General features: G+C 73.0%; 12 protein-coding genes. All 12 read left to right on the forward strand.

Translation table 11 applies throughout. The features are described 5' to 3' along the window. The first annotated feature begins 64 nt into the window (after positions 1-64). The 12 genes from ACFC51_RS03860 to ACFC51_RS03915 all read left to right on the forward strand — a co-directional run bounded on the left by ACFC51_RS03860 (position 65) and on the right by ACFC51_RS03915 (position 12843). A complete protein-coding gene (locus ACFC51_RS03860) occupies positions 65-946 on the forward strand; it encodes an alpha/beta hydrolase (protein WP_376378806.1) in 882 nt (293 codons plus the stop codon). Continuing rightward, the gene (locus tag ACFC51_RS03865; protein ID WP_376526894.1) at positions 936-2072 is read left to right on the forward strand and encodes a mandelate racemase/muconate lactonizing enzyme family protein; all 1137 of its coding nucleotides are present in this window, start codon (positions 936-938) and stop codon (positions 2070-2072) included. Before ACFC51_RS03860 ends, ACFC51_RS03865 begins: the two co-directional genes overlap by 11 nt. A gap of 189 nt (positions 2073-2261) precedes the next feature. Then, the gene (locus ACFC51_RS03870; protein WP_376378811.1) at positions 2262-3149 is read left to right on the forward strand and encodes an FAH family protein; all 888 of its coding nucleotides are present in this window, start codon (positions 2262-2264) and stop codon (positions 3147-3149) included. A 35-nt stretch (positions 3150-3184) separates the two neighbouring features. Further along, complete coding sequence (locus ACFC51_RS03875) at positions 3185-4453, forward strand: hypothetical protein (RefSeq protein WP_376526896.1); 1269 nt, start codon at positions 3185-3187, stop codon at positions 4451-4453. Between the two features lie 161 nt (positions 4454-4614). After that, positions 4615-6051 carry a transposase gene (locus tag ACFC51_RS03880; protein ID WP_376378817.1) on the forward strand — a complete coding sequence of 479 codons (1437 nt, stop codon included), beginning with the start codon at positions 4615-4617 and terminating at the stop codon, positions 6049-6051. Further along, complete coding sequence (locus ACFC51_RS03885; protein WP_376526898.1) at positions 6051-7301, forward strand: MFS transporter; 1251 nt, start codon at positions 6051-6053, stop codon at positions 7299-7301. Before ACFC51_RS03880 ends, ACFC51_RS03885 begins: the two co-directional genes overlap by 1 nt. Before the next feature lie 6 nt (positions 7302-7307). Further along, entirely contained in the window at positions 7308-8063 is a 756-nt protein-coding gene (locus ACFC51_RS03890) for an SDR family NAD(P)-dependent oxidoreductase (protein WP_376378823.1), read from the forward strand. Positions 8064-8107: 44 nt separating this feature from the next. Continuing rightward, positions 8108-8407, forward strand: a complete 300-nt coding sequence (locus ACFC51_RS03895; RefSeq protein ID WP_376378827.1) for a YciI family protein — start codon at positions 8108-8110, stop codon at positions 8405-8407. Positions 8408-8461: 54 nt separating this feature from the next. Next, positions 8462-9790: a PLP-dependent aminotransferase family protein gene (locus ACFC51_RS03900; RefSeq protein ID WP_376378830.1), complete on the forward strand. Its 1329-nt coding sequence runs from the start codon at positions 8462-8464 to the stop codon at positions 9788-9790. Then, positions 9787-11058: an ATP-grasp domain-containing protein gene (locus ACFC51_RS03905; protein ID WP_376378833.1), complete on the forward strand. Its 1272-nt coding sequence runs from the start codon at positions 9787-9789 to the stop codon at positions 11056-11058. Before ACFC51_RS03900 ends, ACFC51_RS03905 begins: the two co-directional genes overlap by 4 nt. A gap of 64 nt (positions 11059-11122) precedes the next feature. Continuing rightward, entirely contained in the window at positions 11123-12232 is a 1110-nt protein-coding gene (locus ACFC51_RS03910) for an LLM class flavin-dependent oxidoreductase (RefSeq protein WP_376378836.1), read from the forward strand. Between the two features lie 134 nt (positions 12233-12366). Then, positions 12367-12843, forward strand: coding sequence for a flavin reductase family protein (locus ACFC51_RS03915; RefSeq protein WP_376378839.1), 477 nt, complete (start codon positions 12367-12369; stop codon positions 12841-12843). The last annotated feature ends 143 nt before the right edge of the window (positions 12844-12986 follow it).

Genomic DNA, 12986 nt, shown 5'->3' on the forward strand with positions numbered 1-12986 from the left:
CCGCTCCGTCGCACCACCTCGCACCCCACCTCGCACCCCGATGCACCACCAAGGAGAACCGACCATGATCGAGACCCTGAGGCCCCCGCAGAACACCCGCCGCGAAATCATCGACCTGCCGTGCGGCGACGCCCGGCTCGCCATGCACGTGTGGCGGCCGGAGCAGATCAAGGGAGCCGTCTTCTACTTCCACGGACTCCAGAGCCACGCCGGCTGGCTGTGGGAGGTGGGGCCGCAGTTCGCCGACAACGACATCGCGTTCTTCGTCCTCGACCGCCGCGGCAGCGGCATCAGCCCCGGGACGCCGGGCGAGATCCCGGACGCCGACACGGTCCTCGGGGACTACGCGCGGGCCGTCGCGACCGTACGGGAGATGATCGGCGACGACGTGCCCCTGTCGCTCTTCGGGCACTGCCTCGGCGGCTCCTTCATGGCGGCCCTGATGGGCCACGAGGGGTTCACCACCTCGTACGACGCGGCCGTGTTCTGCTCCTCCTGGCTCGGCCGGATGCACGCCACCCTCACCCCGGAGGCACGGGCGGCCCTCGCTGCGGACACGAGCGCCGAGCCGTGGGACGCGGGGCTGGAGGCCGCCGACTTCACCGACGAGGCCAAGTACCGGCACTTCATCGACCACGACGACCTGGCCGTGCGGCAGCTGACGCGCAGGTCGCGGGCGGTGCTCCTCGACCTGGAGCGGCGTTACCTCGCGCCGGGACGGGTACGGCCGCAGGTGCCGGCCGCGACCTTCGTCTCCGGGATGACCGACCCGATCGTGGACCTCGACGCGGCGCACTCCGTCTTCCAGGACCTGGTGGCCGGGCGTGGCGCGATCATGAAGTTCCCGACCGCCAAGCACTACCTCTTCTACACCGACGTCAGCGGCGACCTGGTCGACTGGACGTCGACGTACACCCTGCTCCAGGGGCTGAACCGTGGCGCCTGAGCCGGGGAGGGCCCGGCTGTACCACGTCGAGCTGCCCATGCGGACGCCGTTCGACCATCCCGCCGCCCGCCGCCGTACGTCGGACAGCCTGGTCCTGAGGCTCTCGGCCGGCGGGGTGGACGGGATCGGGGAGTGCGCGCCACGGCCGTACGTCACGGGCGAGACGACCACGGGGGTGCGCGCCGCGCTCGAACAGGCCGACGTCGGCCCGGTCCTCGCGCAGCTGACCGGCCGGGACCCCGCGGAGCTGCTCGGCGTGCTGCACCGGGACGGTTTCGCGCGGACCTTCGGCGTCGTCGGCGGCAACAATCTGCTCTGTCTGCTGGAGACAGCGGTGCTCGACTGGCTGGGGCACCGGCTCGGGGAGGGCGCGGGCAGGCTGCTGCCCGGCGGGACCTCCCGGGAGCCGGACTCGCTCGCCGTCTCGCAGGTGCTCGATCTGAGCCTGGACGCCGAGGAGTTCCTGGCGACGCGCGGGCCGTTCCACTTCGTGAAGATCAAGGCCTCGGACGACATCGGGCGTGACGTCCGTACCGTCCGCACGATCCGCGACAAGGTCGCCGACGACGTGCCGGTCATGATCGACGCCAACATGTGCTGGACCCCCGCGAACGCGGTCGGCCATGCCCGCCGGCTGGCGGACGCCGGCGTCGACTACGTGGAGGAGCCCCTGCCCAAGGGCTCCTGGGAGGCGCTGCGCGTGCTCCGGCGTGACGGCGGGGTCCGGATCATGCTGGACGAGTCGGTCTGCACCTCCCGGGACGCCCGTACGGCGGTCGAGTCGGGGGCCTGCGACGCCTTCAACATCCGGGTGTCGAAGAACGGCGGCCCGCTGCCGGCCGCCGGGCTCGCCGCCTACGCCCGGGAGCACGGGGTCCGCTTCCAGTTCGGTGTCCAGGTCGCCGAGGTGGGCCCGCTCATCAACGCGGGCCGTGCGCTGGCCTTCGGCCGTCCCGGGGCGCTCACCGTCGAGGCCGGGCAGTCCGACCGCTTCTTCCCGGAGATGATCGTCGCGCCGCCCCCCGCGGTCGACCGCGGCACCAACACCCTGTCGCCCGCGCGCGGCACCGGATGGGGCATGGCCCTCGCCGGCAGCGCGGAGCGCTGGGCCGTGCGCGACTTCTGACGGGTCCTCCGTACCGGGCCCGCGGCACACAGCCGCCCGCGTACCGGACTCTCCGCGGCACACAGCCGCCTGCGTACCGGACTCTCCGCGGTCCGGCACCACCGGGCGGGCCGCCCGCCGCAGGTGGCTCCGCCTCTCCCCTCCCCCACACCATCCGTGCACACCCATGCCCGAAAGGCGGGAACTCACATGACCGTACTGTTCGAATGCACCTACCGGAACGAGCGTTACTTCGGCCTCGGCCTCCCCGAGGCCGACGAGCCGCTGCTCCTCACCCCGCTCGGCGGTGTCGACCTGAGGAAGCTGCTGCTCGCGCGGGGGGACGTCGCCGTCCTGCGTGCCGCCTCCGGGACGGTGACCGTCCCCGTGGGCGAACGCGACGCGGTGTCCTTCCGTCCGCCCCTGCTGCCCGATCACCTCGGGGACGCCATGGTCGGCGGCTTCATGCAGACCCACAACGTGAAGGTGGACGCGGACACCCCGTCCCAGCCCAACTGGTTCCTCAAGGGGCTCGGTGACGTGCTGAGGACCTCCGGGGAGGAACTGCGCGCACCGGCCGGCGCGGTCGCGCTGACCGAGGAGGCGGAGATCGTCCTGGTGTACGTCACGGACGACGACCACCGGCCCCGGTACGTCGGCCACACCTTCGGCAACGACCTCACCGACATCGGCCGCTTCCGCCGCCACCGGGGACACCTCTCGTACGCCAAGCTGTGCGACGCGGCCGTGGCACCCTGGCTGTTCCTGGACGAACCGCCGCGCCACGTCACCGGGCACGTCACGATCGAACGGGACGGCGATCCCTGCTGGCGGGGCGAGTTCACCACCGGCGTCAAGGCCCTGCACTACGGGCTCGACGCCATCATGTCCGAACTCTTCTCCCACGACGCCCTGCTCGCCCCCGGTCGCGTCCACTACGTCTACATCGGCGCCGACCGCAGCAGCTTCCACGACGGATTCCGCATGGCCGACCGCGATCGCGTCACGCTGGACTTCACGAGCCACGGCGTCACCCTGTCCAACACCGTGCGCTGCGCGTCCCCGGCTCTCGCGGCCGGCGCGTCCGGACGCTCGTGAGCAGGGGCGAGGGGGCGCGTGAACGCGGGAGGGACGTGCGCGGGCTCAGCGACACCGAGGCCGCGTCCGCCTACTCCCACGCGCTCCTGGGCGGAAGCGGCCGGCTCACCGCTTCCTTCGACGTGGACGGTGTCGTCCCGCTGGAGCAGGTGGGGCGGGCCGTGGAGCCGTGGATCCGGTGGCTCGCTCCCCTGTCGCTGCGGATCGAGGACACCGGGGGCGACGGGCTGCGGTTCCGGCGCGGGGCGCCGGGGCCGTGCCCCGTCCAGGCGTACCCGGCCGTGGACGAGGGGGAGGACACGCTGGCCGAGGGCGGGCGGCTGTGGCGGCTGCGGGCCGGGCACGACCGCGGGGGTTCGACCCGCTTCCGGCTGACCCTCCACCCCGCGATCTGCGACGGCTACTCCACGGCTCGCTACGTACGGCCCCTGCTGGACGCCCTGTTCGCGCCCCCCGGCCACGACGCCGGCCAGGTCCGCGGGCAGGCGCTCCCGCCCGGCACCGACGCCCTCACCTACGAGGGCGGGGGCGCGTGTACGTGCGGCGTCTGCATGCCTTCCGGGTCGCCGCGGCGGGTCCGGCGGACCACGACCCCGTACGCGGGGCACGGCCCGTACGGCGGCGGGCGCCGGGAGCTGCGCGACGGGCCGGGACCGGGGCGGGCGGGCGACGCCGTGACCCTGGCGCTGACCTCGTACGAGAGCCGCCGGCTGCGCGACTGGTGCGAGGCCCGGCAGTTGACGGTGAGCGGGTTCCTCTCGACCGTGCTGGCCGACGCGCTCGCACGGGAGACCGGCTTCGAGGAGGTCACCGTGGCGACGTCGGTGTCCCTGCGGCGGCGGTACGCGGAGCGGACGCTGATCGCCGAACCCGGGTGCGTGACGGGGACGGTGAGGGTGCCGCTGCGCTCCGGGGCGGGCGGCGATCCCGTGAGCCGGGCCGGGGCGCACGCGGCGGCGCTGTGTGCGGCGGCGCGTGCCTGGTGTCCGGACCGGCGGGCGCACGCCGTGATCCGCCGGTCCGTCGAGCGGGAGGCGGCGGGCACGGGCATCCCGGAGCTGCGGGTCACCGACGCCGGTTCGGTGGACACCGCGCTCGGCCCGCACACCGGGCGGATGACGGGGTTCCGGGCCGCCGCGGCCCCCGGCGCCGGGCAGCCCGGAGGCACGCTCCACCTGTCGTCGTTCAAGGGCGCGTTGACCCTCGCACTCACCTCCCGGGGGCTCGGGACGGGGTGGCCGGCGGTCGCGGAGCGGGAGCTCGCCGAGGCGGCGCTTCTGAGGCCCGCACTCCTGCCCGCATAGAACCGCAGGTGGGCGGCCATGCGGAAGCGCGTACTCCTCGAAGTCGTAGCCGGGCTGCCTCCCGGCCTTGAAAACAAAGAAGTCGTTCTCTATTTTTTTAGGGCGGGCTTCGGACAGGCGGACCCGCGGAACGCGACCAGTCCACAGGAAGGGAAGGCGCCATGGCGAGGACCTTGTCCACGACGGCTCCCGGTTCCACCGTGGCGGCGGCCACGATCACCGCCGTACGCTCTCCGCGCAGCCGGACGGGATCCGCGGTGAACCGCCCGGCGTTCGACGCCTTCGTCGCGGAGGTCTTCGAAGCCCTGCCCCGCGCGGACCAGCGCAGGTGGGCCCATGTCCACACACGCGGCCTGCTGGTGACTCCGGGCCGCAAGACCGTACGGCGGCTCGCGGCCTCCGTGTCGGACTCGGCCACGGCGGCCCAGGCGCTGCACCAGTTCGTCAACGCCAGCCCCTGGAGCTGGGAGCCGGTCCGCGGCCGTCTGGCCGACTGGGTCGTACGGCGCTCCCGGCCCCGCGCCCTGGTCATCGGCACGGCGGTGCTGCCGAAGCGGGGGGACCGCTCCTGCGGAGTGCACCGGCGCTTCGTCCCGCAGGGCGGACGCACCGTCAACTGCCAGGTCGGCATCGGCGCTTTCCTCGCCACCGACGACGCAACCGTCCCCGTCGGCTGGCGGCTTCTCCTGCCCGGCCCGTGGTCCGAGGACCGGGAACTGCGCGACAGGGCCCGCGTCCCCGACGGTGCTCCCGGCACCCGGGGACCGGCCGACGCCCAGGTGCTCGACCTGGTCGACGGGACCGGCCGGAACACGACGGATCCGGCGGCGGACGGTCTGCCCGTCGTCGCCGACCTGGCCGGCTTCGCGGACACCACCGCACTGGTCTCGGGACTCGCCGCGAGGCGGCGCCGGTTCGTCGTGTCGGTACCCGGTGGCCTCGTCGTCCTCCCGGACCGCGCCGGCCCCGGCACGTCCGGCTCGCGGGGCGGCTCGGGGCCCGTCCGCGCGCGGGACCTCCTTGCGGCACACCCGTCCCGTCCGGCGCCGCGCCCCCCGTCGGCGGCGGACGGGGCGCCCGGAGGGGCGACGGGGGTGGTACGCCTCCCCGGTGTCCCCGTCCCCCTCCGGCTCGTCGGCGGGCGGGCACCGGACGGTTCCGGTGACGGCCGGATCTGGCTCACCGACCTCGTGGAACGGCCGCCCCGCGAGGTGTGGGCGACGGCCGGACTGGCCGCACGCGCCGCCGACACGACGGAGCGGCTGGCCGACGACTTCGGCCTGCGTGACTTCGAGGGGCGGTCCTACCCCGGCTGGCACCACCACATGACCCTGGTCTCCGCCGCCTTCGCCTACGGCGCACTCGGCTCCGCCGCACCGCCGGCCTCCCCCGCCCGGTCCGCACACGGACCGCGGGCCGGACGGCCGCCCCGTGGGGCGCGGACCGCAGCGGGTCCCGCACGCGGTTCCGCGGGCTCGGCCCGGGGATCGGCGGGTTCGTCCCCGGAGACGTCGACGCGGGCTCCGTCGGCTCCGACGCGGTCCGCGGCGGCACCGTCGCGGACCCTCACGCCCCCGACACGAACGGACTGCTCCTGATGAACCTCCCCAAAGCGTTCTGGCTGCTGTGGTGCGGGCAGACCGCCAGCCGGCTCGGGACGCTCGCCCCCGCCTTCCTCGTCCTCTACCTGGAGGACAACGGGCTCGTGGCCCCCGGCACCACCCCGCTCGTCGTCGGCCTCTTCGGAGCCGGTGTGGTCCTGTCCGGGCTGGTGGGAGGGGCGGTCGCCGATCTCATCGGGCCGCGCCGCACCATCATCGCCGCCCAGCCGGTCGCCGCCGCGATGGCCCTGCTGTTCGCCGTCGCCGACCACGTGGCCGTGCTGTGTGCGCTGTCGCTGATCACCGGGTTCCTCTCGTCGGTCGACCGGCCGGCCGGAGCCGGGCTGATCTCCTCGATCGTCCCCAAGGAGCAGTTCTCGAAGGCGTACAGCCTCTTCCTGGTGGGCTTCAACATCGGGATGTCGCTGAGTCCGGTCCTCTCCGGGTTCCTGCTCGAGGTCAGCCCCACCGCCCTCTTCGTCGTCTGGGCGGCGTCCAGCCTGGTCTACGCGGCCCTGGTCTTCGCGGTACCCGCCGATCCGCCGCCGGTACGGGACTCCGACCGGCCCGCAGGGGTCCCGGCCGCCCTCAGGTCGGCCGCGCGTGACATCGCCGAACCCTTCCGCACCCCCGTCCTGGTCGCCTTCCTCCTGCTGACCTTCCTGCTGGCCTGCGTCTATCTCCAGGTCAACTCCGCGCTTCCGCTGGACATGCGGGGCAGCGGACTGACCAGCGGGAACATCGGGTTCGTCCTCGCGGTCAACGCGGTGCTCTCGATCCTGCTGCTGCCCCTCGTGCCCCGCCTCGTCGGCGGGATGCGGGCCCACGTCCCGCTGATCCTGGCCGCCGGGTTCATGGCGCTCGGCTTCGGCGGCAACTTCTTCGCCCACAGCATGATCTCCTTCACGCTCGCCACCGTCGTGTGGACGCTCGGAGAGGTCCTGTGGGCCCCGATGTCCGCGACCTTCATCGCGGACCGGGCCCCCGCCGGACGTGCCGGCACCTACCAGGGCTCGTACTTCTTCGCCTGGAACGCCGCGTTCGTCATCGGCGGCCCCGCAGGGCTCGCACTCGCCCACGCCCGTGGCTACGGGGCTCTGTGGATGTCCGTCCTCGCCCTCGGCCTCGCCGTGGCCCTCGGCTTCGCGCTGCTGCCGCGGCTGACGGGCTTCGCAGCCGGGTCCGGCTCCGGAGCCGCCCCCCGCACACCCACCGACACCACCACTCTCACACCGGAAACCAGGTGACCAGTCATGTCCGCACCCACCCCCCGCACCGCACTGCTGATCGGCGCGGCCGGAGGCATCCTCACGGAGGTCTCCCGCCAGCTCGCCGAGGAAGGCCACACGCTCGTCCTGTTCGACCGGGACCCCGAGGCCCTGGGCCGGCTCGCCGAGGAGCTGTCCCAGGTCACCAAGGTCGAGGCGGTCGTCGGTGACATCACCGACATCCCCGCCGCGGAGGCCCAATTGACCGACATCGTCGACCGGTTCGCCCCGTCGATCCTCGTCAACGGCGTCGGCGGCGACACCCGGGTGATCAACTACGCCGAACTGACCCCGGCCCACTTCGACCAGTCGTTCCTGGAGAACGTGGTCAGCAGCTGGATAGCGGTCAAGGTGTGCGCCCCGCGCATGGCCGCCGACGGCTACGGCCGCATCGTCAACTTCGCCTCGGCGGGCGGCCGTACGTACAGCCACTTCAACAACGCCGCGTACGTCGCGTCCAAGGCAGCCGTGATCGGCATGACCAAGCAGATGGCGTACGAGCTCGCGGCCGACGGCGTCGTCCTCAACGTCGTCGCCCACGGCCCGATCGCGACCGAGCGGGTCGCCGGTGCCTGGGAGCGGCGCGACCCGGCGCAGAAGGAGGCCGTGCTCTCCAGGCTGCCGATGGGGCGCATGGGCACCGTGGCGGAGGCGGTCGGCAGCGTGCTCCACCTCTGCTCCGAGAGCGCCGGCTACTCGACCGGTTCGGTCATCGACATCAACGGCGGCCTCTACATGTGAGCCCCGCCCGCCCCCCACTTCACGACCTGCCCAGGAGGCATCCCATGGCGACGTTCGTCGTCGAGTTCGAGTACACCGTCGACCGCGCGGGCCGGGACCACCTGCACCGCGCCCACACCGAGTACCTGCGCTCCCTCACCGACCGGGGCGTCCTGCTCCTGGCCGGTCCGCTCCAGGACGCCAACGCCGGTCTCCTCGTCTACGAGGCCGAGGACCGCGACCACCTCCAGGACATCCTGGACGCCGAGCCCTACGTCGACGGCGGCATCGTCGGGGACGTCCGCGTCCGCCGGTGGGCGCCCGGGAAGGGCACGGGGATCGCGCCCCAGCCGTCAGCCGCCTGATCCAGAGGCCCTTCGACCCCCGATCCGCACAGGTTCCCGAAAGGACCACCTGACGTGCCCGTAACGACCGCTCAGCCAGACACCGCCCTGCGCCGGGAAGCGCTGCACGCCGGCATCGTCGACCCGGACATGGACTCGATGCGCCTGCTCAGCGAGACGGCGATGAGGTTCCCCGACGCCCTGTCCTTCTCGTCGGGCGCCCCCCACGACGGTACGCACGACCTGTCGAAGCTCTCGCTCCACATCGACCGGTACATCGCGCACCTGCGGGAGAAGGGGGTGCCCGAACAGCGCATCACCCGGCTGCTCTTCCAGTACGGACCCGTCAACGGGTTCATCCAGGAGGAGGTCGCCCTCATGCTCGCCCGGGACGAGGACATCGATGTCACCCCCGAGGCGATCATGATCACGCACGGCTTCCAGGAGGCGGCACTCGTCGCCCTGCGTGGCCTGTTCCGCTCGCCCGACGACGTGCTGCTGTCCGTCTCCCCGGCGTACGTCGGCATCCGGGGCGCCGCCCGCATGCTGGACATCCCGGTGAAGGGCATCACGGAGGGGCCCCTCGGCCTCGAACCGGAGGCAGTGGCCGCCGCCGTGCGCGCCGTACGCGCCGAGGGCAGGCGTCCCGCCGCGCTGTACCTGGTCCCCGACTTCTCCAACCCCTCGGGCACGGTCGTCCCGCTCGACGCCCGCCGCCGGCTGCTGGAACTGGCCGCCGAGGAGGGGTTCACCATCCTGGAGGACAACCCGTACGGGCTGTTCGCGAGCGACGAGGAGCGGCTGCCGACGCTGAAGTCGCTGGACACCCGCGGTGACGTCGTCTACCTCGGCTCCTTCGCCAAGTCCGCGTTCCCCGGAGCCCGCCTCGGCTACCTGGTCGGCGACCGCACGGTCGTCGGCGAGGACGGCGTCCGGCGCACCCTCGCCCAGGAACTCTCCAAGGCCAAGGCGATGTTCACGGTCGGTTCGTCCTCGCTCTCCCAGGCGGCGATCGGCGGCATCCTCGTGGACGCCGGCCACGACCTGCGTTCCGTCACCCGCGACCTGGCCGCCGTCTACCAGGAGCGGCTCGCCGCCACCCTCGACGCCCTCGCCGCACACTTCCCGCCCGAGCGGTACGCCGAGCACGGGGTGCGCTGGAACCGGCCGCGCGGCGGCTTCTTCCTGGTCGTCGAGGTGCCCTTCGAGGCCGACCTCGCCGCCATGGAACGGTCCGCACGCGACCACGCGGTGAGCTGGGCGCCGATGACCATGTTCCACCTCGACGGCAGCGGCGAACGGGCCCTGCGCCTGGGCTTCAGCAACCTGGCCCCCGCCGCGATCCGTGAGGGCGTCGCCCGTCTGGCCCGCTTCATCGACTCCGAGTCGGAGGCCCACTCATGAGCAGCACCACCAGCACCGGATCCCGCCCCGTCGCCGTGATCGTCGACGGCTACTCCGCCGGCAACTTCTACCCCGCCGCGTTCGCGGCCCACGGCACGGACGTCGTCCACGTCCAGAGCACGCCCGAGCTCATCCCCGCGATGGCACCGCCGGACCTCTCCGCGTACACGAGGAACATCGTGGGCGAGGACGAGTCCGCCCTCGTCGGCCTGTTGCACGACCTCGGCCCGGTCTGCGTGATCGCCGGCCAGGAGTCGTCGGTGCCGCTCGCCGACCGGCTGAGCGAAGCGGTCGGGGTCCCCTCCAACGGCTCGGCGCTGTCCCCGGCCCGCCGCGACAAGTACGAGATGATCGAGGCGCTGCGCCGGGCGGGGGTGCGCTGCGCACAGCAGTTCAAGACCGACGCCCCGGACGCGGCGGTGGCCTGGGCCGAGGGCCAGGGGCAGTACCCCGTGGTCGTCAAGCCGCTCAGCTCGGCGGCCTCCGACGGAGTCTTCGTCTGCGACGGTCCCGACGCCGTACGCACGGCGGCCCGGACGGTGCTCGACGCCCCGAACATGTTCGGCCTCGCCAACACCGAGGTCCTCGTGCAGTCCTACCTCAAGGGCACCGAGTACATCGTCGACACCGTCAGCTGCGACGGCGAGCGCTACGTGTGCGGCGTCTGGGAGTACGAGAAGACGCTGCTGCCGTCCGGCAAGAACATCTACAACCGCGATCTCCTCGCCGACCCGCACGACAACCCCGTGGTCGCCGGCCTCACCTCGTACGTCGACGAGGTGCTCGCCGCGCTCGGCATCGCCTGGGGACCGTCCCACGCCGAGGTCATCGTCACCGACGAGGGCCCCGTCCTGGTCGAGATCGGCACCCGCCTCAACGGCAACCTCAACGCCCCCTTCCACGACGTGTGCCTCGGCCACAACCAGGCGGCGCTCACCGCGCAGGCGTACACGCGGCCCGACGAGTTCCGCGCACGGTACGCCGGAAGGACCTACTCCCGCAGGCAGCCCGCCGTCGTCTACAACACGCCGACCGAGCTGGACGGCGTGGTGGAGTCCGTCGACGGGACGGCCGTGGAGGAGATCCGCGCCCGGGAGAGCGTCTTCCTGGCGACGGTCAAGTTCGCGCCCGGCTCCCGCATCAGGCCGACGGTCGACCTGCTGACCAGTTCGATGCGTGTGTTCCTCACCGCGCCCGCCGAGGCGACGCTGACGGCCGACTACGAGAAGGTCCGCTCGCTGAAGGACGCGGTGTACCGGGTCGTCTGACCCTGCGCCGGCCACCCCCCACCACCGCCCGTCACCACACCTTTCCCTTTTTCGGAGGCTCGCTGTGCACAGCCGTATCGGTATCTTCCTCTCCCCCGTCCACGAGACCGGCCAGGACCCGCACCTGGCGATACGCCGGAACCTGGACCTCGTCGAGTACGTCGACGACCTGAACTTCGACGAGGCGTGGTTCGGCGAGCACCACACGCTGGGCTGGGGCCTCGTCGGGGCGCCCGAGGCGATGATCGCCGCCGCCTCGCAGCGCACCAGCCAGATCAAGCTGGCCCACGGCGTCGTACCCCTGTCCGGGCACCACCCCTTCCACGTCGCCAGCCGGGCGGTCCACCTCGACCACCTCACCCGGGGCCGCTACATCCTGGGGGTCGGCCCGGGCGTGCCGTTCGACGCGAAGATGTTCGGCCTGGAGCAGCCGGTGCAGCGGCGCCGTCTGGAGGAGGCCCTGCCGACCGTCCTGGAGCTCGTCAACGGCGATGAGCGGATCACCCAGCAGACGGACTGGTTCGACCTGCGCGACGCCAAGATCCAGCTGCCGCGGTTCAGTCCGCAGGGCATCGAGGTCGCCGTCGCCACCTCCGGCACCTCGCAGTCCAGCCCGCGGCTGATCGGGCAGTACGGGCTGAGCATGACCTCGTTCGCGCTTCCCTTCGCCCTGCTGACGCCGGGCGCCCCCGCGCACATCAACCTCGCCCACCAGTGGAAGTACGCCACGGAGGCCGCCGAGGAGCACGGGCAGACCCTCGACCGCGACAAGTGGCGCATCGCCCTGCCGGTGCACGTGGCCGAGACCCGCGAGGAGGCGTACGCGGACGTGCGCGAGGGCTACGACCGCTGGCTGTTCGAGTACTTCGGGAAGGCGGCCGGCCGCGAGGTGCTCAGCCCCGACGTGCCGCGCGAGAGGGCTTTGGAGGCCCGGGTGGAGGCCGGTGGCGCGCTCGTCGGCTCGGTGGACGACGTGGTCGCGGGGATCGAGCGGCTGCACGAGATCACCGGCGGCTTCGGCTCGCTGCTCGTCTACGTCGCCGACTGGTGCTCGTGGGAGAAGACGAACCGCAGCATGGAGCTGCTCGCCCGTCATGTCGCGCCCCGCATCACGGGTTCCGCGAAGCGCCCCCAGGAGGCCGTCGACTTCGCGATCGCCGCCCGCAACCGGTAGGTCCCGCGCGCACGGCTCCGGGAAACCCTCCGGGAAGCGTTCCAGGAGGGTTTCCGGGAGGCGTTCCCGGAAGCAGTCCGCCACGCCCGGGCCGTGCCGGCCCGGCGGCCGTCCTCTTCGATCGGAAAGAACTCATGCTGGAGCAACGCTCGTTCCGCGACATACTCGGCCGCTTCACCACAGGAGTGGTCCTGGTCACCGCCGACACGGCCGAGGGCCCCAAGGGCATGGCGGTCAACTCCTTCACCTCCGTCTCCCTGGACCCGCCGCTGGTCGCCCTGTGCGCCGCGGACACCTCCGCCACCTGGCCGGCCATCCGCGGCGCCGGGTCCTTCGCCGTGACGATCCTCGGCGACCGGCACGCGGAGCTGTGCCGCCTGTTCAGCGCCAAGGGCGTCGACCGGTTCGCCGGCGGCGAGTGGTCGACGACCCGCGCCGGACACCCGATTCCCGCCGACGGTCTCGGCTGGCTTGACTGCCGCATCAGCACGCTCCACCCGGCCGGTGACCACGAACTGGTCATCGCCGAGGCCCTGGACGGCTCCCTGACGGACCAGGCGGGCCCCCTGGTCTTCCACGCGGGCCGCTTCACCGCACTGGCCGCTGCCTGACACCGGTCGGGCCGGGGGTGGGGGGGGGCCCCCCCCCGGGGGGCCCCCCCCCCCCCCCCCCCCCCCCCCCCGCCCGCGGCCCCGGCCCCCCCCCCCCCGAACACCCCCCCCCCCCCCCCCCCCGCGCGCCCCCCCCCCCCCCC

This window comes from Streptomyces sp. NPDC055962 (genome assembly GCF_042270185.1).
Lineage (GTDB): Bacteria > Actinomycetota > Actinomycetes > Streptomycetales > Streptomycetaceae > Streptomyces.

What these genes read in the sequence shown, in the direction of transcription:
- ACFC51_RS03860 (WP_376378806.1), top strand. Translation starts at nt 65, where the DNA reads ATGATCGAGACCCTGAGGCCCCCGCAGAACACCCGCCGCGAAATCATC.
- ACFC51_RS03870 (WP_376378811.1), top strand. Translation starts at nt 2,262, where the DNA reads ATGACCGTACTGTTCGAATGCACCTACCGGAACGAGCGTTACTTCGGC.
- ACFC51_RS03880 (WP_376378817.1), top strand. Translation starts at nt 4,615, where the DNA reads ATGGCGAGGACCTTGTCCACGACGGCTCCCGGTTCCACCGTGGCGGCG.
- ACFC51_RS03885 (WP_376526898.1), top strand. Translation starts at nt 6,051, where the DNA reads ATGAACCTCCCCAAAGCGTTCTGGCTGCTGTGGTGCGGGCAGACCGCC.
- ACFC51_RS03890 (WP_376378823.1), top strand. Translation starts at nt 7,308, where the DNA reads ATGTCCGCACCCACCCCCCGCACCGCACTGCTGATCGGCGCGGCCGGA.
- ACFC51_RS03895 (WP_376378827.1), top strand. Translation starts at nt 8,108, where the DNA reads ATGGCGACGTTCGTCGTCGAGTTCGAGTACACCGTCGACCGCGCGGGC.
- ACFC51_RS03905 (WP_376378833.1), top strand. Translation starts at nt 9,787, where the DNA reads ATGAGCAGCACCACCAGCACCGGATCCCGCCCCGTCGCCGTGATCGTC.
- ACFC51_RS03915 (WP_376378839.1), top strand. Translation starts at nt 12,367, where the DNA reads ATGCTGGAGCAACGCTCGTTCCGCGACATACTCGGCCGCTTCACCACA.